The sequence below is a fragment of the Allobosea sp. P4_C6 genome (assembly GCF_056402015.1).
The window spans coordinates 250042-270585 of record NZ_JBFUIF010000001.1; the positions used below are offsets into that span (position 1 = coordinate 250042).

A 20544-nucleotide genomic window follows, 5' to 3' on the forward strand; every position below is an offset into this window, starting at 1 on the left:
CGATCGGAGCCGCGACATGCACCACCTCGACCCGAAGACGCGCAACGCCGCCGACCTCGCGCTCGACTGCTACAAGCACTGCCACAGCATGGCGACGACGCATTGTCTCGCCGTCGGCGGAGCCCATGCCGAGCGCGGGCATCTCACGCTGATGCTGGCCTGCGCCGAAATCTGCCGCACCACGGCGCATCTGCTGCTGATGGACTCGGTCCATGGCCGCCATCTGGCGAGCGAATGCGCGGAGGTCTGCGGGGCCTGCGCCGCCGACTGCGAGCGCGTCGGTGGCATGGACTCCTGCGTCGCGGCCTGCCGGTCTTGTGCCAGTGCCTGTGCTGCCCTGATCGCGTGACAGCCGGTCGCGCGGCGGGCTCTCTCAGAAACCGTCCAGCACGATCTTGCCCCTGGCGCGATTGCTCTCGATCAGCGCGTGCGCCCGCTTGAGATTGGCGGCGTTGATCGGGCCGAAATGCTCGGCGAGCGTGGTCCGGATCGTGCCGTCATCGACGAGGCGCGACACCTCTGCCAGCAGCTTGCCCTGCTCGTCCATATCCGCAGTCTTGAACAGCGAGCGGGTGAACATCAGCTCCCAGTGCAGTGACAGGCTCTTGCGCTTCAGCGAGTTGGCGTCGAGCGCCTTCGGATCGTCGATCAGGCCGAGCCGTCCCTGCGGTGCCAGCAGTTCGACGATTCCGGCGAGATGCGCGTCGGTATGCGTCGTCGAGAAGACGAAAGCCGGCGCCCCGATGCCGAGCGCTGCGATCTGCGCCGGCAGCGGCTTCGTGTGGTCGATCACATGATGCGCGCCGAGCTGCTGTGCCCAGCTCTGTGTCTCGGGACGTGACGCGGTCGCGATAACCGTGACGTCGGTGAGCTTGCGCGCGAGCTGGATCGCGGCCGAGCCGACGCCGCCGGCTCCGCCGATGATCAGGAGCGCATGGGCCCCGCCCGGCACCGGCTTGCGGATGTCGAGCCGGTTGAACAGCATTTCCCAGGCGGTGATGGCGGTGAGCGGCAGCGCCGCGGCCTCCGCGAAGCTCAGTGTCTCCGGCTTGGGGCCGACGATGCGTTCGTCGACGAGGTGGAATTCGGCATTCGAGCCCGGCCGGTCGATCGCGCCGGCATAGAACACGGCGTCGCCCGGCTTGAAATCGGTCACCTGCGGGCCGACCGCCTTGACGATACCAGCCGCATCCCAGCCCAGCACTTTCGCATGTCCTTCTGTCGGCTGGTTGCCCAACCGCACTTTGGTGTCGACCGGATTGACCGAGACCGCCTTGACCTCGACCAGCAGGTCGCGCCCGTCCGCCACCGGCTCGGGCAGGTCGAGATCGATCAGGCTGGTCTCGGCGATGATGGGCTGCGATTGGCGGTATCCGACGGCGCGCATGGCGTCTCTCCTGCGTTGCGATAGCGGCGAAATGCGCATAACCATCGACGGGCGCAAGAACGCACAATTTCAGCCTATAGTGTCGAAAAGGATACCGTCATGCCGCCGCGTTTCCAGGAGCCTTATTGCTCAGCCGGCTGCCCGGTCGAGGCGGCGCTCGGCCTGATCGGCGGCAAATGGAAGGGTATCGCGCTCTATCACCTGATGGGCGGGACGCTGCGCTTCAACGAGATACGGCGGCGCATTCCCGGCGTGACCCAGCGCATGCTGACGACGCAATTGCGCGAGCTCGAAGCGGACGGGCTGGTCGTACGGGTCGTCTATCCCGAGGTGCCGCCGCGCGTCGAATACAGCCTTTCCGCCAAGGGGCGCACGCTGGAGCCGGTCATCATGGCGTTGAAAATCTGGGGCGAGGCTCATGCGCGAACGCCGCAGGCGGCCTCGGCGGACAAGGCCGCCTGAGCGGTCAGCCGACCGGGATTACATCCACTGCGATGCCGATCTTCTGCGAACCGGGGCCGATCACGACGCCGTCGAGCGGAGCCACATCGGCATAGTCCCGGCCGATGGCGGTGACGATATGGTCGTCCGCGACGATCAGGTCGTTGGTCGGGTCGAGTCCGATCCAGCCGGTTTCCGGGCCGCACCAGAGCATCACCCAGGCATGGCTGGCATCGGAGCCTTCCAGCCGCTTTTCCCCGGGCGGCGGGATGGTGCGGATATAGCCGCTGACATAGGCGGCAGGCAGGCCCAGACCCCGCAGGCCGCCGATCATGATATGGGCGAAGTCCTGGCAGACGCCGTGCCGCTGGGCGAAGGCCTCGGCGATCGGGGTCGTGACCTCGGTCGCCTCCGGATCATAGGTGAAGTCGCGCCGGATCCGCGCCATCAGCTCGCAGGCGGCTTCGAGCACCGGCCGCTTTCCGCCGAAGCTTTCATCGGCATAGGCGATCACCGCCTGAACCTGGGGGACGAGCCGGCTCGGATAAAGATGATGGGCCGGCGAAACCGGAGCCAGGCTGCTCGACGCCAACGCCAGCTTGGCGACCTCTTCCCAGCCGCGCGTCAGGCCGGCATGCGGTGGTGTCGGCCGCTGAACCTCGATCCGGGCACGCATCTCCACCTTCAATTCCCGGTGGGGCTTGGTGATGGTGACAGCCGTCATCCGGTTGCCGAAGAAGCAGATGCCGTCGTTGCGCTCCGCCGGCCTGGGCGAGATCGAGAGCTCGGCCTTGCGCACGATCTGGCCGCCGCCGTCATGCGGCAGCAGCCGCATGATGCAGCGAGCGAAGGGCACCTGCCGGCTGTAGCCATAGGTGGTGACGTGGCGGAGATCGTAGATCACGCGATGCCCGTCATCCGCGAGCCCTCGGGCCCGCTGTTCTGCAGGAAATAGCGGTCGGCGATGGCGCTGGAGAGACCCATCAGCAGTTGCTCGAACAGCAGGATGCTGGTCCGGTCGAGGCGCCCCGCCTCGGTGGTGCGGCAATCGGCGGCGAGGCGCAGCACCAGCCGGCGCGGCGCTTCCAGCATGCCGTCATCGGCGAGCGTCGGCAGGTCGGCGATCTCGGCGTCGAGCCGCTCGACCTGGAACGCGACAGAGCGCGGATTATAGGGGTCGAGCATCACCAGATCGAGCACCGGCTGCAGGCTGGCGCCGAGCAGGTAGCGCGAGCGGTAGGTGATCTGCGAATCCGTCAGGTCGAGCAGGGCGTCGAGGCTGTCGCCCGACGCATGGCTGTCGGCGAACTGCCGGGCGAAGCGGCAGGTCGCGACGCCGCGCTCCAGACGCCGGCCGATGTCGAGGAAGCGCCAGCCGGGACCGCGCACCATGTTCTCCTGGCTGAGGCCGGAGAAGGCGGCGAGCGTCTTCAGCGCCCGATCGGCGATCTCGTAGGTCTCGCCTTCGCTCGGCTTGCGCCCTTCCTCGGGAAGGAGCTGGCGCTGCAGATCGCCGAACAGCCGCCAGGCATCGACCGAGAGCCGTTCCCGGATCACCGAGGCCGTGCGCCTCGCCTCGCGCACCGAGGCTGCGGCGGAACCATAGTCGTCGAGGCTGTAGAGCGCCGCATAGGCCTGGGCGGCCGGATTCCTCTGGCCCTGTCCGCCGGCTGCCGCGCCCCAGGCGACGAGCATGCTCCCGAGCTGCCGCACCGTATCGTTGCGCCCGGGCGCCGGGTCCGCGTCGATCAGCCTGCCGAGCAGCGCGCGCACCAGGCGCAGGACCGCTTCGCCGCGCTCCAGATAGCGCCCGAGCCAGAACAGATTGTCGGCGGCGCGGCTCGGCAGCGTGCCGGTGAAGCGGCGGATGCTGATGCGATCGGGCGTCGGCAGCAGGCTGATCTGCGCGACGGGCTCCTCCGAGGTGATCCAGACATCGCTGGAACGCACGCCGTTGCGCATGCTGACGGCGCGCGCATCGGGCTCGTCGGAGATGCGGCAGAAGCCGCCAGGCATCACCTTCCAGCCTTCCGGCGTCGCGGCGGCGAAGACGCGCAGCGTCATCGGGTGGGGTTCGAGCCGGCCGTTCTGGAAGACCGGCATGGTCGAGAGCCGCACCACCTCCTGCCCGACATAGTCCATGCCGCGCTCCTCGATGCGCTGGCGCAGCGCGTCGCGCTCGGCCGCCGCCAGATCGCCGGCCAGGATCGGGGCCGTGTCGAACCCGCCGCCGGCGCTGCGGAAGGCGGGCGCGACGCTCATTTCACCGAGCCGGTCGAGCACGGCCTGCCGCTCCTGCGGCTGGCCGCACCACCAGGTCGCGACATTCGGCAGGATCAGCTCCTCGCCGGTGAGCTGCTCGGCGATGGCCGGCATGAACCCCATCAGGGCGCGGGCCTCGACGACGCCGGAACCGAGCCCGTTGGCGACATGGACATGGCCCTGCCTGACAGCCTCGACGAGCCCGGCCACGCCGAGCGCCGAGCGGGCATTGAGTTCGAGTGGATCGGCGAAATCGCCGTCGATCCGCCGCCAGATCACGTCGGCCCGCTTCAGCCCCGCGATGGTGCGCACATGCACGCGCCCCTCGCGCATCAGCAGGTCGCCGCCCTCGACCAGCAGGAAACCGAGATAGCGCGCGAGATAGGCCTGCTCGAAATAGCTTTCGTTGAGCGGGCCGGGTGTGAGCAGGCAGATGCGCGGCTCGACCCGCTTCGAGCGCGCGACGAGCCCGGCCCGTAAACCCTGGAAGAAGGCCGCCAGCCGTTCGATGTTCATGCTGCGGAACATGTCAGGGAAGGCGCGGGCAAGCGCCAGCCGGTTCTCCAGCGCATAGCCGGCGCCCGAAGGCGCCTGCGTCCGGTCCTGCAGCACCCACCAGCGCCCGTCGGGGCCGCGTCCAAGATCGGCGGCGTAAATCTGAAGCGCGCCGCCCCCCGGCGCACCGTGGAGCGGGCGTAGGTAGTCGGGGCTGCCGGTGACGATGGCGGCAGGCAACAGGCCGTTCGCGATCAGCTCGCCCGGTCCGTAGATGTCGTCGAGCAGCGTCGACAGCAGTTGCGCGCGCTGCGTCACGCCCGCCGCGATCACCTGCCATTCCGCTTCGGGGATGACGAGCGGCACATGCGAAAGCGGCCATGAGCGCTCGCCGGAGCCCGGGTCGTTCGCGTCGATGTCGCCGTGGACGCGGTAGGAGACGCCGGTGTCGCGGACATGCCGGTCCGCCAGCCCGAAACGCTGCGAGAGCTCGGCCGGCGTCAGCGCGCACCATTCCGCCAGGAACGGCTCCCAATGCGGGCGAACGGTGCCGGCTGCATCGACGAACTCGTCAAAGGCGCCGGGGAAGGGGCGATAGCCGGCGAGCAGCGCGGCGCGCCGCTCGGCTCTGCTGCGTCCCCCCGACCGGGTGCGGCTCTGCACAGCCATCCGCTTGGTCTAACCCCCGCTAGCGCGCTTTCCGTCCGGCAGGAAACCGCCGAACGATAAAGCTCGCGCCAATGAAAAAGCCTGCTCTAGCGCCTCAGATCCAGCGTGAGCGGGAATTCGGCGCTGCTTTCCTCCGACGGAATCGCCAGAGCGCCGGGACTATGACCGATCGCCTCGAACCGTGCGAGCCGTCTCGCCTCCGCTTCGTAGGAATTCACAGGCGGTGTCTCGTAATTGCGACCGCCCGGATGGGCGACATGATAGACGCAGCCACCCAGCGAGCGGCCCACCCAGCTGTCGACGATGTCGAAGGTCAGCGGCGCGTGCACGGGGATCGTCGGATGCAGGCCCGAGGCCGGCTGCCAGGCCTTGAAGCGCACGGCCGCGATCGCTTCGCCCGACGAGCCGGTCTCGGTCATCGGCAGGCGCCGCCCGTTGCAGGTGATCAGATGGCGGCCGAGCACGAAGCCCTTTGCCTTGACCTGAAGGCGTTCCACCGAGCTATCGACATAGCGCACCGTGCCGCCGATCGCGCCCTCCTCGCCCATGACGTGCCAGGGCTCGAGCGCCTGCCGGATCTCGATCTCGACCCCGCCATGCGCGACCTTGCCGAAGAAGGGGAAGCGGAATTCGGCCTGTGCCTCGAACCAAACCGGATCGAAGGCGTAGCCGGCGCGCTTGAGATCGGCGAGCACATCCTGGAAATCCCGCCAGGCCATCTCGGGCAGCATGAAGCGGTCGTGCAGGGCCGTGCCCCAGCGCACCAGCTTGCCCTCCTGCGGCTCGCGCCAGAACCAGGCGACCAGCGCCCGCAGCAGCAATTGCTGGGCGAGCGACATGCGCGAATCCGGCGGCATCTCGAAGCCGCGGAACTCGATCAGCCCGAGCCGCCCCGTCGGCCCGTCCGGCGAATAGAGCTTGTCGATGCAGATCTCGGTGCGGTGCGTGTTGCCGGAGACGTCGACGAGAAGATTGCGGAAGAGCCGGTCGACCAGCCAGAGCGGGATCGGCGTCTCGCCCGCCTTCGGAACCTGCGCCATCGCGAGCTCCAGCTCGTAGAGCTGGTCCTGCCGGGCCTCGTCGATGCGCGGAGCCTGGCTGGTCGGGCCGATGAACAGGCCCGAGAACAGATAGGACAGCGAGGGGTGCCGGTTCCAGTAGAGCACGATGCTCTTCAGGAGGTCCGGCCGGCGCAGGAAGGGCGAATCGGCAGGCGTCACGCCGCCGAGCACGACATGGTTGCCGCCGCCGGTGCCGGTATGGCGCCCGTCGACCATGAACTTCTCGGCGCAGAGCCGCGAAAGCCGCGCCTCCTCATAGACGCCCTGCGTGATCGCGACGGCGTCGCGCCAGTCCGTCGCCGGGTGGATGTTGACCTCGATCACGCCGGGGTCGGGCGTGACCTTGATGACATTGAGGCGCGGGTCGAAGGGCGGGGCATAGCCCTCGATATGGACGGGCTGGCCCAATTCCTCGGCAACCGCCTCCACCGAGGCGACGAGATCGAGATAATCCTCCAACTGCTCGACCGGCGGCAGGAAGACGCACACCACATTGTCGCGGATCTCGAGGCTGAGCGCGGTACGGACATGCTCGCCGCCGATCTCCTGCTCGCGCCGATCCTGCGCGGAGCCGTTTGCGGTCTCGACGGCGCGCACCATCTGCGGATGCGGGGCGAAGCTCGTCGGCGCGGCCGGCGCCGGCGGGCTTCCGGCGCCCGCGGCGGGTGCAGGCCCGGATGATCCCGCCGGGGCGAGGGGCTGCCGCGGCTCCATTGGGTCCTGCGGATGGATATGCGGATACTCGGCCTTGGGCACCACCGGCAGCGAGCCGAGCGGCAGCCGGTAGCCGACGGGGGAATCGCCCGGCACGAGGAACAGCTTGCCGCGGCGCAGCCGCCACTTCTCGGAGCGCCAGCGCCGGTCGCTCGCCGCCGCCTGCCAGCGCTGCACCGGGATGACATAGCCACGCGGATTGCCGAGGCCGAGCTGGAAGACCTGCGCCATCCGCGCCCGCTCCTCCGGATCGGCCAGGCGCGGATCGAGCGGGTCGACATTGTCCGGGAGCTGCGCCTCCTTCAGCAACCAGTGGCCGGTGTCCTCATAGGCCGGCAGCACATAGTCGGCGCCGAGGCCGAGCTTGTCCGATAGGCCCTTGGCCAAGGCCTCGGCGTCATGCGTGGTGGCTTTGGTCTCAAGTTCGCGATCGCCGCCCGTCTGTGCGCCCGGCTCGCGGGCGATGAGATCGGCATTGCGCCAGATCGGCTCGCCATCGCGGCGCCAGTACAGGGCGAAGGCCCAGCGCGGCAGGCTCTCGCCCGGATACCACTTGCCCTGGCCGTAATGCAGCATGCCGCCCGGCGCGAAGCGCTGGCGCAGGCGCCGGATCAGCGTGTCCGCCCGCTGGCGCTTGGTCGGTCCGACGGCGTCGATGTTCCACTCTTCGCCGGTCTGGTCGTCGATCGAGACGAAGGTCGGCTCGCCGCCCATGGTGAGGCGGACATCCTGCGCCTGAAGATCGGTCTCGACCTGCTCGCCGAGCCGGTCGAGCTCGGTCCAGGATTCGTCCGAGAAGGGCAGGGTGATGCGCGGCACCTCATGCACGCGCTCGACGCTCATGTGGAAGTCGAAGGTGGTCTCGGCATAGCTCGCCACGCCGCTGACAGGCGCGGCGGCGCGATAATGCGCGGTGGCCGCCAGCGGCAAATGGCCTTCGCCGGTGAGAAGCCCGGATGTCGGATCGAGCCCGACCCAGCCGGCACCGGGAATATAAACCTCCGCCCAGGCGTGCAGGTCGGTGAAGTCCTTGTCCGTTCCGCGCGGGCCCTCGAGCGGATCGATGTCGGCCTTCATCTGGATCAGGTAGCCGGAGACGAAACGGGTGGCGAGGCCGAGATTCCTGAGCGCCTGCACCAAGAGCCAGCTCGTATCGCGGCAGGAGCCGGAGCGGATCGACAGCGTATGCTCCGGCTCCTGCACGCCCGGCTCCATGCGGATGCCGTAGGCGATCAGGCGCTGCAGCCGCGCATTGAGATCGACGACGAAGTTGACGGTGTTGACGGGCTCCGTCGGCAGTTCGGCCAGGAAGGCTTCGAGCAGCGGGCCGACCGGCTCCGTGACGAGATAGGGGGCGAGCTCTTCGCGCAGGTCCTGCGTGTAGGTGAAGGGGAAGGTCTCGGCGTCGGTTTCGACGAAGAAATCGAACGGGTTGATGATCGACAGCTCGGTGACGACGTCGACCTCGATGCGGAACTCGTTGACCGGCTCGGGAAAGACGAAGCGCGCCAGCCAGTTGCCGGCGGGGTCCTGCTGCCAGTTCACGAAATGCTGCGCGGGCGACACCTTCAGCGAATAGCTCTGGATCGCGGCGCGGCAATGCGGTGCCGGCCGCAGGCGGATGATCTGCGGCCCCAGCGTGACCGGCCGGTCATAGCGGTAATGCGTAACGTGGTTCAGCGCGGCGATGATGGCCAAGGCTCGGCTCTCCTGGACGCTGGCAAGGGCGGAAACCGCCGACGAAGACAGGTTAGCGAGCCGGCAGACGCGCGCAAAGCGCCGTTATGGAGATGGGGTCGGCGGTGCGGGCAGTATCTGCCCAAGAGATGTGCACAATGGCGTGCGCATGATCCGCCGATGGCTGGACAGTCGCGGCGGAGTGGTTCCAGATAGCGCGCAATGGGCTGTTTGGCGGCCCGCAGATACGAACAACGGGGAATTCGATGCGTCACGTAGCCAAGTTGATGGCCGTTTCGGCCTTTACCGCGCTGATGACGACGACGGCGGCCTTCGCGCAGACGCCGAAGGACACGGTCGTCATGGCCAAGCAGATCGACGACATCATCACGTTGGACCCGGCCGAGGCCTTCGAGTTCTCCGGCGTCGAGGTTGGTGCCAACGCCTATGACAAGCTCATCGGCGTCGATATCGCCAACAACAACGCGCTCGTCCCGGAACTGGCCGAGAGCTGGACCGTCACCCCCGACAACCTGACCTACACCTTCAAGCTGCGCAAAGGCGTCAAGTTTCACTCCGGAAACCCGCTGACCGCCGCCGACGTCGTCTATTCCTTCCAGCGCGCCGTGACACTGAACAAGTCGCCGGGCTTCATCCTGCGCCAGTTCGGCTTCGTCGCCGAGAACGTGCTCGACAAGGTCAAGGCGCTCGACGAGAACACCGTCCAGATCACCGTCTCCAAGCCCTTCGCTCCGACCTTCTTCTACAACTGCCTGACCTCGGGCGTCGCCTCGATCGTCGACACCAAGCTGGTCAAGGCCAACGAGAAGGATGGCGACTGGGGCAATGGCTGGCTGAAGCTCAATTCGGCCGGCTCCGGCGCCTACAAGGTCCGCAGCTACCGGCCGAACGAGCAATATACGCTCGACGCCAATGAGAGCTGGTACAAGGGCGCGCCGAAGAGCAAGCGCGTCGTCGTCCGCCATGTCGCCGAGCCCGCCTCGCAGCGCCTGTTGCTGGAGAAGGGCGACATCGACATCGCCCGCAACCTCTCCAAGGACCAGCTTGCGGCGGTCAAGAGCAATGACGCCATCAAGATCGTCCAGGGCGACAAGGGCTACATCCTCTATCTCGGCCTTAACCAGAAGAACCAGAACCTCGCCAAGCCCGAGGTGCGCGAGGCGCTGAAGCTGTTGGTCGATTACGGCTCGATCGAGAAGAACATCGTCGAAGGTACCTATAAGGGCCACGAATCCTTCCTGCCGCAGGGCTTCCTCGGGGCGATCTCGGACAAGCCCTACAAGCTCGACGTCGCCAAGGCGAAGGAGCTCCTGGCCAAGGCCGGCCTCGCCAACGGCTTCACCGTCACCATGGATACCCGCTCCGTCGCGCCGATCACCGACATCGCCCAGGCGATCCAGGCGACCTGGGCCCAGGCCGGCGTCAAGCTCGAGATCATCCCGGGCGATGGCAAGCAGACCCTGACCAAGTACCGCGCCCGCACACATGACATCTATATCGGCCAGTGGGGTCCGGACTATCTCGACCCGCACACCAATGCCGAGACCTTCGCCATCAACGAGGACAATGGCGAGGAGGCGAAGTCGAAGACACTGGCCTGGCGCAATGCCTGGGATATCCCGGACATGACCAAGGTCACGCAGGGCGCGGTGCTGGAATCTGATGCCGCCAAGCGTACGACCACCTATGAGGCGCTGCAGCGCGACCACCAGAAGGTCTCGCCCTTCGTCATCATGTTCCAGCAGATCGAGGTCTCGGCCGAGCGCAAGAACGTGAACGGCTGGGTCATCGGACCGAGCTCGGACACCAACTTCTACGCGACCATCGTCAAGAACTGAGTCCTGTCAGGGGTGGGAGACCCGCTGCGGCGCCAAAGCCGCGGCGGGCGCCTTTGCCATGCCCTGTCCCGGCCCGCTCCTGCTTCGCGCCCCGTAGCTGCCCGAAGCGCCCTGGCAACCACAAGAATCGGAGGCGGGTCATGACGGCCGTGACGCAAACTTCCGTCCGCAAACCATCGGCTGCCGGCGCGCTACGCCGATGGGCCCGTGTGCTCTCCCGCGAGCTGACGACCGTGGCCATAACCATGTTCGGCCTGCTGCTCGTCACCTTCTTCATCGCCCGCGTCATCCCGATCGACCCGGTGCTCGCCGTCGTCGGCGACAATGCCCGCCCCGAGACCTATGAGGCGGCGCGCATCGATCTCGGCCTCGACAAGCCGCTCTGGCAGCAATTCGCCATCTATATCGGCAAGGTCTTCACCGGGAACCTCGGCACCTCCGTGCTGACCTCGAATCCGGTCACCGAGGACATCAGGCGCGTCTTCCCGGCGACGCTGGAGCTCGCCACGCTGGGGACGGTGATCGGCGTGCTGATCGGCGTGCCGCTCGGCATCCTCGCGGCGGTCAATCAGGGGCGCTGGCAGGATCAGGTGGCCCGCGTCGTCGGCCTCGTCGGCTATTCCGTGCCGGTCTTCTGGATCGGCCTGATGGCGCTCCTGCTGTTCTACGCCAAGCTCGGCTGGGTCGCGGGGCCCGGCCGCATCTCCGTGGTCTGGCAGGACATCGTCACCACCCGCACCGGCGTGATCCTCATCGACGCGGCACTGGAAGGCGAATGGGAAGCCTTCTGGGATGCCTTCTCGCATCTGATCTTGCCGGCGCTCGTCCTCGGCCTGCTCTCCGTCGCCTATATCAGCCGCATGACCCGCAGCTTCATGATCAGCGAGCTGCAGCAGCAATATGTCGTCGCCGCCCGCGTGAAGGGCGTCTCCGAAACGGCGGTGATCTGGCGCCACGCCCTGCGCAACGCCGCCGTGCCGCTCTTCACCGTGATCGCGCTGTCCTACATGCACCTGCTCGAAGGCTCGGTGCTGACCGAGACGATCTTCGCTTGGCCGGGGCTCGGCCGCTATCTCACCAACGCCCTGCTCAATGCCGACATGAACGCGGTGCTCGGCGGCACGCTGGTGGTCGGCGTCGTCTTCATCGCGGTCAATCTGCTGACCGACATCATCGGCCGGCTGGCCGATCCGCGCGTGCGCTGAGGAGGCGGATATGAGCGACACCTCCCCCTCCGCCGGCTTGCATGCCTGGCTTATCAGCGATTCACCGGAGTCGCGCCGACAGGCCCGGCTCGGCCAGCTCTATCGGCAATGGCTCGCCTTCCGGCGCAACCCGATGGCGGTGGCAGGCCTCGCCATCATCGTCCTGTTGCTGCTGGTCGCCGCCTTCGCGCCGCTGATCGCGCCTTTCGACCCGCTCGCCCAGGCACTCGACAAGCGGCTGCTGCCGCCCTCCATGACCAACTGGTTCGGCACCGACGCGCTCGGGCGCGACATCTTCAGCCGTATCGTCTACGGCACGCGTATCACGCTGGTCATCGTGCTGCTGGTCGTCGTCACGGTCGGGCCCTTCGGCCTGCTGATCGGCGCCGTTTCCGGCTATTTCGGCGGCTGGGTCGACCGGCTGCTGATGCGCATCACCGACGTCTTCCTGGCCTTCCCGCGTCTCGTGCTGGCGCTGGCCTTCGTCGCGGCGCTCGGGCCAGGCATCGTCAACGCCATCATCGCCATCGCGATCACGACCTGGCCGCCCTACGCCCGCGTCGCCCGCGCCGAGACCATGGTGATCCGCAACCAGGATTACATCGAGGCGATGCGCCTGCAGGGCGCCTCTCGCGCCCGCATCATCTGGAAGCATGTCGTGCCGATGTGCATGCCCTCGCTGATCGTGCGCACCACTTTTGACATGGCCGGCATCATCCTCACCGCCGCGGGCCTCGGCTTCCTCGGCCTCGGCGCGCAGCCGCCCATGCCGGAATGGGGCGCGATGATCTCGGCCGGGCGCGAGCAGATCTTCGACCAGTGGTGGGTCGCGACCTTCCCCGGCCTCGCCATCTGCGTCGTCGCGCTCGGCTTCAACCTGCTCGGCGATGGCTTGCGCGACGTCATGGATGCCAGGTGAAGCCATGACGCGCGAGGCCATGACGAGCGAACAGCCGCTTCTCGAAGTCGACAATCTCAAGGTCGATTTCCACACCGCGACCGGCATCGTCCATGCCGTGCGCGGGCTCTCTTTCACGCTCGGGCGCGAGCGCCTCGGCATCGTCGGCGAGTCCGGTTCCGGCAAGTCGATGACCGGCCGGGCCATCCTCGACCTGATCCCGCAGCCCGGCGTCGTCAGCGCCGACGCCATGAGCTTCCGCGGCCAGGACCTGATGACGATGGACAAGGGCGCACGGCGCAAGCTGCGTGGCCGGCACATCTCCATGGTCATGCAGGACCCGAAATTCTCGCTGAACCCGGTCCAGACTGTCGGCAGCCAGATCGCCGAGGCCTATCGCATCCACCGCAAGGCCGGCGGCCGCGAGGCGCGCGAGCGCAGCCTCGCCATGCTGGAGCAGGTGCAGATCCGCGAGCCCGCGCGCGTCTACGACCTCTACCCGCACGAGGTTTCAGGCGGCATGGGCCAGCGCGTCATGATCGCGATGATGCTGATCGCCGAGCCCGAGATCCTGATCGCCGACGAGCCGACCTCGGCGCTCGACGTCACCGTCCAGCTCCAGATCCTCAAGATCCTCGACGATCTCGTGACCGAGCGCGGCATGGGGCTGATCTTCATCAGCCACGACCTGCATCTGGTGCAATCCTTCTGCGACCGCGTCATCGTCATGTATGGCGGCAAGGTCATGGAGACGCTGCCGGCGGCCGAGCTCGCCGACCCTTCCGCACGCAGCCGGCGCCATCCCTACACGCTCGGCCTGCTCGAATGCCTGCCGGACCTCGGCCATCCCCGGGCGAAGCTCGCCACCCTCAACCGCGACCCGGCCTGGCTGGCATGACGAACGCTGCGATCTCCGTCGACAAGCTCAACGTCTCCTTCGGCGATTCCCATGTCGTGAAGGATCTCTCCTTCACCGTGAACCATGGCGAGAGCTACGGCCTGGTCGGCGAGTCCGGCTCCGGCAAGTCGACCGTGCTGCGCGTGCTCTCCGGCCTCAACCGCGACTGGGGCGGCGCGGTCGCGATCGAAGGCGCGGCGCAGCCCAAGGTCCGGGACAAGGCCTTCTACCGCCATGTCCAGATGGTCTTTCAGGACCCCTATGGCTCGCTCCATCCCAAGAAGACCGTGGACGACACCCTGGCCGAGCCGCTCGCCATCCACGGTGCCCGCGATGCCGAGGCGCGCATCGGCAAGGCGCTCTCCGATGTCGGCCTTCCCGCTTCCTTCCGCTTCCGCTATCCGCACCAGCTCTCTGGCGGCCAGCGCCAGCGCGTCGCCATCGCTCGCGCCCTCGTGCTCGAACCGTCGATCCTGCTGCTCGACGAGCCGACCTCGGCGCTCGACGTCTCGATCCAGGCCGAGGTGCTGAACCTGCTCGCGGCGCTCAGGCAGGAGCGCAAACTGACCTATATCCTCGTCAGCCATGATCTCGCGGTCGTCGGCCATATGTGCGAGCGGCTGCTGGTCATGCAGTTCGGCCGCGCCGTCGAGGAGATGACCGTCGAGACGCTGGCCGCGCGCCAGCCTCAGACGGCTTATGCGCAGCAGCTTCTGGCGGCGAGCGCGGGGTTCAGCCGCGCCGGCTGAACGGGACGCGCAACGGCCGAGCGCCATTGCCTCTTTGCAGCGGGGCCAAATCGTCTCACTCTGGTCGCAGCCTTGCGCTATGCGCTTCGCGTTCGACACAGGCCGGTCGAGCGGCAAGGCTTTGCGCCGGCATTACGAAACCGGCACCGCCTTACGGAGTTGTGAGTTCCATGGACGCCATCGTCGACAATGCGCTTCGGCCCGAGAGCATTCCGGAGAGGACGCCGGTCCCGCCCTTCGATCTGGTGATCTTCGGCGCAGGCGGCGATCTCGCCTTGCGCAAGCTCTTTCCGGCTCTTGGCCAGCGCAATCGCGAAGGGGTTCTGCCCGAGGAAAGCCGCATCTTCGCGATCGTCCGCAAGGAGGAGGATGTCGAGGGCCTGCCGAAGCAGATCGCCCAGCGGCTCCATGAGGAAGGCATCCCGAAGGATCAGGTCGAGTCCTTCCTGCGCAGGCTCACCATGGTGCTGCTCGATGCGGTCCAGCCGGAGACCTACAAGGCGCTGAAGAAGGCGCTGGGCGACAGCGAGCGCGTCCGCTCCTTCTATCTCTCGACCCCGCCCGATCTCTTCATCCCGATCTGCGAGAACCTCGCCAAGGCCGATATCCTGACGCCGACCTCGCGCGTCATCCTCGAGAAGCCGCTCGGCCGCGATCTCGCCTCGGCGCGCCAGATCAACGACGCCGTGGGGCGTATCCTGCCCGAAAGCCGCACTTACCGGATCGATCACTATCTCGGCAAGGAGACGGTGCAGAACCTGCTCGTCCTGCGCTTCGCCAACACGCTGTTCGAGCGGTCCTGGTCGAGCCGCGACATCGATCACGTCCAGATCACCGTGGCCGAGACGGTCGGTCTCGAAAGCCGCGCCGGCTATTACGACAAGGCCGGGCATATGCGCGACATGGTGCAGAACCATCTCATGCAGCTGCTCACTCTCTTCGCTATCGAGCCGCCGAACATGCTGGAAGCCGGCGCCGTCCGAGACGAGAAGATCAAGGTGCTGAAGGCGCTGCGTCCCATCGTCGGGCCTGACGTCCAGCGCTACACCGTGCGCGGCCAGTACGGGCCTGGCCAGATCGACGGCCAGCGTGTTCGCGGCTATGCCGAGGAGCTAGGCCACGGCAGCAACACCGAGACCTTCGTTGCCGTGCGCTGCGAGATCGACAACTGGCGCTGGGCCGGCGTGCCGATCTATTTGCGCACCGGCAAGCGCATGGCGCAGCGCTACTCCGAGATCGCGGTCACCTTCAAGCCGGTGCCGCACTCGATTTTCGGCAACGGCACCTGCGACCGGCTCGACGCCAACCGCCTCTTCATCCGCCTGCAGCCGAACGACGGCGTCCAGCTCCAGCTGATGATGAAGGTGCCGGGCTCCGGACGCCTCAAGATCGTGCCGCGCCAGCTCGACCTGCGCTATTCCACCGCCTTCGACGAGCGCACGCCGGATGCCTATGAGCGCCTCCTGACGGATGTGATCCGCGGCGACCAGACCCTGTTCATGCATCGCGACGAGGTCGAACAGGCCTGGACCTGGGTCGATCCGATCATCGCCGGCTGGCAGGATTACAGCCCGCATCCGCATCGCTATGCCGCCGGCTCCTGGGGGCCGTCGCAGGCGATCGGTCTGATCGAGCGCGACGGCCGTTCCTGGGCCGATCCGGATTTCGTCTGATGACGGCCGGCCCGCTTGCCTGGCAGCGTTTCGCCACCCTTGCCGACGCCTCCGAGGCGCTGGCCGAGGCCGTCGCGGTGCGGTTGCGGGAGGTCATCGCCGAGAAGGGCAAGGCGCTGCTCGCAGTCCCCGGCGGCACGACGCCGGCGCGCTTTCTCGCCGCTCTCGGGCAGAAAGATCTCGCCTGGGACAAGGTCACGCTGCTGCCGACCGACGAGCGCTTCGTCGCGTCCGACGACGAGGCCTCGAACGAGCGCATGATCCGAGAGCAGTTCGCGCCGCTGGCCGAGGGACGCGCCGGTTTCATCTCCTTCCACGGCCACGGCAGCGATATCGAGGCTGCGGCAGCCCTGCTTGGCGCGCGACTTGCCGAACTTCCGCCGCTCGACCTGCTTGTCAGCGGCATGGGCGCGGATGGTCACGTCGCCTCGCTCTTTCCCGGCGCCGAGGCCACGTTCAGCGCGGTGCCCGATAGCGGCATCGTCGTCGCGCGCCCGCCCGGCCTGCCGCCACGACTGTCGCTCTCGCCGGCGCGCCTCGTCCATGCCGGCTGGGCGGGCCTGCTCGTCTCCGGCGGCGCCAAGGAAGCCGTCCTCAAGGAGGCCTCCAACCGCAAGGCACCGCTGCCGGTCGACATGCTGATCGGCCGCGAGCAGGGGCTCGACGTCTACTGGGCGAAGGAGTAGAGCCCGCTCACCCGCTCAAATCGATTGAAAGACGAGGCCATGGACGAAACTGCCGCGATTGCCCGGTTGAAGAGCTGCGGCGTGATCCCTGTCGTCGTGATCGAGGACGCCTCGCGTGCTGTGGATCTCGCCCATGCGCTGGTCGCCGGCGGCATCGACGTCGTCGAGGTCACGCTGCGCCGTCCCGGGGCGATGGAGGCGCTTGCCGCCATCGCGAAGTCGGTGCCGAAGGCATTGGCCGTGGCCGGCACGGTGGTGACTCCGGCCCAGGTGACGCAGGTCAAGGATGCCGGCGCGCAGGCCGTGGTCAGCCCCGGCTTCAGCGAAGGCGTCGATGCGGCTTTGCGCGAGGCGGGCTTGCCCTGGCTGCCGGGCGTCGCCACGGCGTCTGACTGCATGCGCGCGGTCGCGGCCGGCCGGACCACCGCCAAGTTCTTCCCGGCCGAGCAGGCCGGCGGCCCGCCGGCACTGAAGGCGCTCTCCGGCCCGTTCCCGCAGATGAGCTTCTGCCCGACCGGCGGCGTCGGCCTCAAGAACCTCGGTGATTACCTCGCTTTGCCGCAGGTGATCTGCGTCGGCGGCTCCTGGCTCGTCCCGGCCGATGCGATCGCCGCCGGCGACTGGAGCCGCATCACAACGCTGGCGCGCGAGGCGAAGGAAGCGTTTGTGAAGGCACGGAGCTGACTTCGCCGCATGCGCGTACGCCCTGCGTCATTCTCGGGCGGAGCGAAGCGCAGACCCGAGAATCTCTGGCAGGATGCGGCTCTGGAGTTTCTTTCGGCATGAGATGCTCGGGTCAAGCCCGAGCATGACGCGCTCTATGCCGCCAGCTTCTCCCGCACCATCTCCGCGATCGCTAGCGAACTCGTCAGCCCCGGGCTCTCGATGCCCAAGAGGTTGACCAGCTCCGCCACCCCATGCACCTCCGGTCCGTCGATGCGGAAATCCGGCATCGGCTCGGTCGGGCCGTGCAGCTTCGGTCGGATGCCGGCATAGTCGGCGACCAGCGCTCCATCCAGCAATGCCGGCCAGTAGGTCCGGATCGCCGCGTAGAACTTCTCCGCCCGCGCCGGGTCGACCACCAGATCCTGGTCACTCCCGACCCATTCGACATCGGGGCCGAACTTGACGCGCCCACCCATGTCGATCGTGGCGTGGATGCCCAGGCCGGCCGCTTCCGGCACCGGATAGACCAGATGGCTGAAGGGCTGCCGCCCGGTCAGCGCGAAGTAGTTGCCCTTCGCGTAGTGCTGGACCGGTACATGCTCGGCCGGGAAGCCTGGGAGCAGGCCCAGCAGCTTCGGCGCGCCGTGCCCCGCCGAATTGACGATCGTCCGCACGGAATAGGTCGCGGGCTCCGCGCCGCCGAAATCGACGCTGAAACCCTCCGCCTCGCGCCGCCAACCGGCGATCGGCGTGTTCAGCGCAAGCGAGCCGCCGGCCGCCTCGCACTCGCCGAGCAGCGAGAGCATCAGCGCATGGCTGTCGACGACGCCGGTCTCGGGTGAGAGCAGGGCGATCTCGCAGCGCACCTCCGGCTCCATCGCCTTGGCCTCGGCGCCCGAGAGCCAGCGCAGCGAATCGACGCCGGAGGCTTTCGCCCGCGCCATGATCGTCTCCAGCGCCGGCTTCTGCGCCTGGGAGGTGGCGACGATCAGCTTGCCGCAGGCCTTGTGCGGCAGGCCGCGCTCTTCGAGGTAGCGGTAGAGCTGTTGACGGCCCTCGACGCAGACACGGGCCTTCAGCGAGCCGGGCGGGTAGTAGATCCCGGCATGGATGACCTCGGAGTTGCGCGCCGAGGTCTGGGTGCCGATGCCGTCGGCAGCCTCGGCGATGACGACCTCGCGGCCGGCCAGCGCCAGCGCGCGGGCCACCGCGAGGCCGACGACGCCGGCCCCGATCACCAGGCAATCGATGTCGCTCATCGTGAGGCGTCAGGCCCGCTGCGGCATGGCGATCTCGATCAGGCTCGCCCAGTAGTTCACGCCGACGGGGATCGCCGCATCGTTGAACTCATAGGCCGGGTGGTGCAGCCCCGCCGAGTCGCCGTTGCCGATGTTGATGAAGGCGCCGGGGCGCTCCTCCAGCATGTAGGAGAAGTCCTCCGAGCCCATGGTCGGCGGGATGTCGGTGGTGATTGCATCCGACCCGAAGACTTCCTTGGCGACGCTGGTCACGAAATCGGTCTGGCCGGCATGGTTGAAGGTCACGGGATAACCGAGATGGTATTCGAGATCGTACTTCATGCCGAAGGCCTTCATCACGCCCTCGACGATCTCGGTGATGCGCTTCTGCGCGAGTTCGCGCGTCTTCGGCGTCAGCGTGCGCACCGAGCCCTTGATCTCCGCCGTCTGCGGAATGACGTTGAAGGCCTCGCCGGCATTGAGCGCGGTGACCGAGACGACGATGGATTCGAGCGGGTCGGCATTGCGCGAGGCGACCGTCTGCAGGGCGCTGACAAGAGCGCAGGAGGCGACGATCGGGTCGTTGACGTTGTGCGGTGCTGCCGCGTGTCCGCCCTTGCCCTCGATCTTGATGTGAATGCGGTCGGCTGCGGCCATCGCCGGCCCCTTGGTGATCTCGAAGCGGCCGAGCGCGAGCCCCGGCCTGTTGTGCATGCCGTAGACCTCCTGCACGCCGAAGCGGGTGATCAGCCCGTCGTCGATCATCGCCTTGGCGCCGGCACCGCCTTCCTCCGCAGGCTGGAAGATCAGCACGGCGGTGCCGTCGAAGTCGCGGGTCTCGGACAGGTACTTCGCGGCGCCGAGCAGCATGGCGGTGTGGCCGTCATGGCCGCAGGCATGCATCTTGCCAGGCACGGTCGAGCGGTGCTCGAGATTGGTCTCCTCATGGATCGGCAGGGCGTCCATGTCGGCGCGCATGCCGATGACCTTGCCGGAATTCTGGCCCTTGCCCTTGATGATCCCGACCACGCCGGTCTGGCCGATGCCGGTGACGACTTCGTCGACGCCCCATTCCTTGAGCTTGTCGGCGACGAGGCCGGCAGTCCGGTGAACGTCGTACATCAGCTCGGGGTGGCGGTGGATGTCGCGGCGGATCGCGGTGATTTCCGGAGTCAGCGCCGCGATGATGTCGGTCTTGGGCATCGTATCCTCTGAGATAGCATGGGGCGCCGCGCAGAAAGCGGGTGCCGTCCGCACGCTAGCCCAGGCCCGGCCCGCCTGTCCAAGCCGGCAGCGCGCAGGGGGCGGGCCTTTGCGGAATGGCGGTCAGTGATCTGACAAGATGATGTGCCGTTGATTCCGCTCCGAAGGCCTCTTGGATTGCATCTACGTAATAGATCGGAAAGCCGCCAGCCATGATTTGGCCTTCCTTTGCCAATAGCGGAGGCGGCGTTCGCTCAGGTCATCGAGAATCTCTGACCTGATCATTCCTTTCCCCCTTCTCATGTTTGGTAGATGATGCGTCGTTCGTTGTTGCTTGCGTTGATGTTCGGTTTCTTGCCTGCGGTGGCCCTGGCCAACATTCCCTCCGAGAAAATTTCCTTTCAGCCTCAGGTCAAGGGCCTGGGCTGCCTCAAGCCCGAGACGCTGGCGATGGTCGCCGAGCTCATCGCGAAAATCGGGCCGATCCAGATCACCTCGACCTGCGGCGGCCGCCACGCCCGCCATTCGCAGCACTATAGCGGCAAGGCGATCGATTTCCGGCCGCTGGGGACCTCGCCACGGAAAGCGGCTGCGATCGCCCGCGCGCTCGAAAATGTCGGCGGTGTGGGTACCTACTCCAACGGCCTCGTTCATGCCGATATCGGCGAGCGCGAGGTCTCCTGGCACGGCCAGAAGCGCAGCCGCTATGCCTCCGCCGGCAAGCGCAGCCGCTACGCGAAGCTGGCCCGCAACGGCGGTTGAT

General features: G+C 67.4%; 17 protein-coding genes. 11 read left to right on the plus strand and 6 right to left on the minus strand.

The features are described from left to right. Positions 1-16: 16 nt before the first annotated feature. Positions 17-349, plus strand: coding sequence for a four-helix bundle copper-binding protein (locus AC1DVA_RS01250; protein ID WP_476804707.1), 333 nt, complete (start codon positions 17-19; stop codon positions 347-349). Positions 350-373: 24 nt separating this feature from the next. Here AC1DVA_RS01250 and AC1DVA_RS01255 read toward each other — a convergent pair whose 3' ends face one another. Next, entirely contained in the window at positions 374-1387 is a 1014-nt protein-coding gene (locus tag AC1DVA_RS01255) for a zinc-binding alcohol dehydrogenase family protein (protein ID WP_476804708.1), read from the minus strand. Positions 1388-1486: 99 nt separating this feature from the next. Between AC1DVA_RS01255 and AC1DVA_RS01260 the strand changes: the two genes are divergently transcribed. After that, the gene (locus tag AC1DVA_RS01260; protein WP_476804709.1) at positions 1487-1849 is read left to right on the plus strand and encodes a winged helix-turn-helix transcriptional regulator; all 363 of its coding nucleotides are present in this window, start codon (positions 1487-1489) and stop codon (positions 1847-1849) included. 4 nt (positions 1850-1853) lie between these two features. On the opposite strand, the gene AC1DVA_RS01265 is transcribed toward AC1DVA_RS01260, so the two are convergent. The 3 genes from AC1DVA_RS01265 to AC1DVA_RS01275 all read right to left on the minus strand — a co-directional run bounded on the left by AC1DVA_RS01265 (position 1854) and on the right by AC1DVA_RS01275 (position 8727). Beyond that, positions 1854-2732 carry a transglutaminase family protein gene (locus AC1DVA_RS01265; RefSeq protein WP_476804710.1) on the minus strand — a complete coding sequence of 293 codons (879 nt, stop codon included), beginning with the start codon at positions 2730-2732 and terminating at the stop codon, positions 1854-1856. Further along, a complete protein-coding gene (locus AC1DVA_RS01270) occupies positions 2729-5254 on the minus strand; it encodes a circularly permuted type 2 ATP-grasp protein (protein WP_265052133.1) in 2526 nt (841 codons plus the stop codon). The genes AC1DVA_RS01265 and AC1DVA_RS01270 overlap by 4 nt, the downstream gene beginning before the upstream one ends. Before the next feature lie 86 nt (positions 5255-5340). Continuing rightward, complete coding sequence (locus AC1DVA_RS01275; RefSeq protein ID WP_476804711.1) at positions 5341-8727, minus strand: transglutaminase family protein; 3387 nt, start codon at positions 8725-8727, stop codon at positions 5341-5343. 245 nt (positions 8728-8972) lie between these two features. Between AC1DVA_RS01275 and AC1DVA_RS01280 the strand changes: the two genes are divergently transcribed. The 8 genes from AC1DVA_RS01280 (at position 8973) to eda (ending at position 17358) form a co-directional block, all read left to right on the plus strand. Beyond that, positions 8973-10565 (plus strand): ABC transporter substrate-binding protein, encoded by a 1593-nt coding sequence (locus AC1DVA_RS01280; RefSeq protein ID WP_476804712.1) that lies wholly within the window; start codon positions 8973-8975, stop codon positions 10563-10565. A 140-nt stretch (positions 10566-10705) separates the two neighbouring features. Further along, on the plus strand, positions 10706-11770 hold the full coding sequence (locus AC1DVA_RS01285; protein WP_476804713.1) for an ABC transporter permease: 1065 nt from the start codon (positions 10706-10708) through the stop codon (positions 11768-11770). A gap of 10 nt (positions 11771-11780) precedes the next feature. Next, entirely contained in the window at positions 11781-12689 is a 909-nt protein-coding gene (gene nikC, locus AC1DVA_RS01290; RefSeq protein WP_265052137.1) for a nickel transporter permease, read from the plus strand. A 4-nt stretch (positions 12690-12693) separates the two neighbouring features. Next, positions 12694-13566 carry an ABC transporter ATP-binding protein gene (locus AC1DVA_RS01295; protein WP_476804714.1) on the plus strand — a complete coding sequence of 291 codons (873 nt, stop codon included), beginning with the start codon at positions 12694-12696 and terminating at the stop codon, positions 13564-13566. After that, a complete protein-coding gene (locus AC1DVA_RS01300) occupies positions 13563-14315 on the plus strand; it encodes an ABC transporter ATP-binding protein (RefSeq protein WP_476804715.1) in 753 nt (250 codons plus the stop codon). The genes AC1DVA_RS01295 and AC1DVA_RS01300 overlap by 4 nt, the downstream gene beginning before the upstream one ends. Positions 14316-14485: 170 nt before the next feature. After that, entirely contained in the window at positions 14486-15988 is a 1503-nt protein-coding gene (zwf, locus tag AC1DVA_RS01305; protein ID WP_476804716.1) for a glucose-6-phosphate dehydrogenase, read from the plus strand. Further along, positions 15988-16674, plus strand: coding sequence for a 6-phosphogluconolactonase (pgl, locus tag AC1DVA_RS01310; protein ID WP_476804717.1), 687 nt, complete (start codon positions 15988-15990; stop codon positions 16672-16674). Before zwf ends, pgl begins: the two co-directional genes overlap by 1 nt. Before the next feature lie 39 nt (positions 16675-16713). Further along, positions 16714-17358, plus strand: a complete 645-nt coding sequence (gene eda / locus AC1DVA_RS01315; RefSeq protein ID WP_476804718.1) for a bifunctional 4-hydroxy-2-oxoglutarate aldolase/2-dehydro-3-deoxy-phosphogluconate aldolase — start codon at positions 16714-16716, stop codon at positions 17356-17358. A 134-nt stretch (positions 17359-17492) separates the two neighbouring features. Here the strand turns inward: eda and AC1DVA_RS01320 are convergent, their stop codons facing one another. Beyond that, a complete protein-coding gene (locus AC1DVA_RS01320; protein WP_476804719.1) occupies positions 17493-18599 on the minus strand; it encodes an NAD(P)/FAD-dependent oxidoreductase in 1107 nt (368 codons plus the stop codon). Between the two features lie 9 nt (positions 18600-18608). Beyond that, on the minus strand, positions 18609-19781 hold the full coding sequence (locus AC1DVA_RS01325; protein ID WP_476804720.1) for a M20 aminoacylase family protein: 1173 nt from the start codon (positions 19779-19781) through the stop codon (positions 18609-18611). A gap of 354 nt (positions 19782-20135) precedes the next feature. On the opposite strand from AC1DVA_RS01325, the gene AC1DVA_RS01330 reads away from it, so the two are divergent. Further along, a complete protein-coding gene (locus AC1DVA_RS01330; protein ID WP_331489861.1) occupies positions 20136-20543 on the plus strand; it encodes a peptidoglycan L,D-endopeptidase MepK in 408 nt (135 codons plus the stop codon). Position 20544 lies beyond the last annotated feature (1 nt).

Excerpts from the sequence above, each read along its gene's own strand:
- AC1DVA_RS01260 (WP_476804709.1), top strand. The coding sequence starts at position 1,487 with ATGCCGCCGCGTTTCCAGGAGCCTTATTGCTCAGCCGGCTGCCCGGTC.
- AC1DVA_RS01295 (WP_476804714.1), top strand. The coding sequence starts at position 12,694 with ATGACGCGCGAGGCCATGACGAGCGAACAGCCGCTTCTCGAAGTCGAC.
- AC1DVA_RS01270 (WP_265052133.1), bottom strand. The coding sequence starts at position 5,254 with ATGGCTGTGCAGAGCCGCACCCGGTCGGGGGGACGCAGCAGAGCCGAG.
- AC1DVA_RS01320 (WP_476804719.1), bottom strand. The coding sequence starts at position 18,599 with ATGAGCGACATCGATTGCCTGGTGATCGGGGCCGGCGTCGTCGGCCTC.
- AC1DVA_RS01250 (WP_476804707.1), top strand. The coding sequence starts at position 17 with ATGCACCACCTCGACCCGAAGACGCGCAACGCCGCCGACCTCGCGCTC.
- AC1DVA_RS01325 (WP_476804720.1), bottom strand. The coding sequence starts at position 19,781 with ATGCCCAAGACCGACATCATCGCGGCGCTGACTCCGGAAATCACCGCG.
- nikC (WP_265052137.1), top strand. The coding sequence starts at position 11,781 with ATGAGCGACACCTCCCCCTCCGCCGGCTTGCATGCCTGGCTTATCAGC.
- pgl (WP_476804717.1), top strand. The coding sequence starts at position 15,988 with ATGACGGCCGGCCCGCTTGCCTGGCAGCGTTTCGCCACCCTTGCCGAC.
- eda (WP_476804718.1), top strand. The coding sequence starts at position 16,714 with ATGGACGAAACTGCCGCGATTGCCCGGTTGAAGAGCTGCGGCGTGATC.
- AC1DVA_RS01285 (WP_476804713.1), top strand. The coding sequence starts at position 10,706 with ATGACGGCCGTGACGCAAACTTCCGTCCGCAAACCATCGGCTGCCGGC.
- AC1DVA_RS01280 (WP_476804712.1), top strand. The coding sequence starts at position 8,973 with ATGCGTCACGTAGCCAAGTTGATGGCCGTTTCGGCCTTTACCGCGCTG.
- zwf (WP_476804716.1), top strand. The coding sequence starts at position 14,486 with ATGGACGCCATCGTCGACAATGCGCTTCGGCCCGAGAGCATTCCGGAG.
- AC1DVA_RS01255 (WP_476804708.1), bottom strand. The coding sequence starts at position 1,387 with ATGCGCGCCGTCGGATACCGCCAATCGCAGCCCATCATCGCCGAGACC.
- AC1DVA_RS01300 (WP_476804715.1), top strand. The coding sequence starts at position 13,563 with ATGACGAACGCTGCGATCTCCGTCGACAAGCTCAACGTCTCCTTCGGC.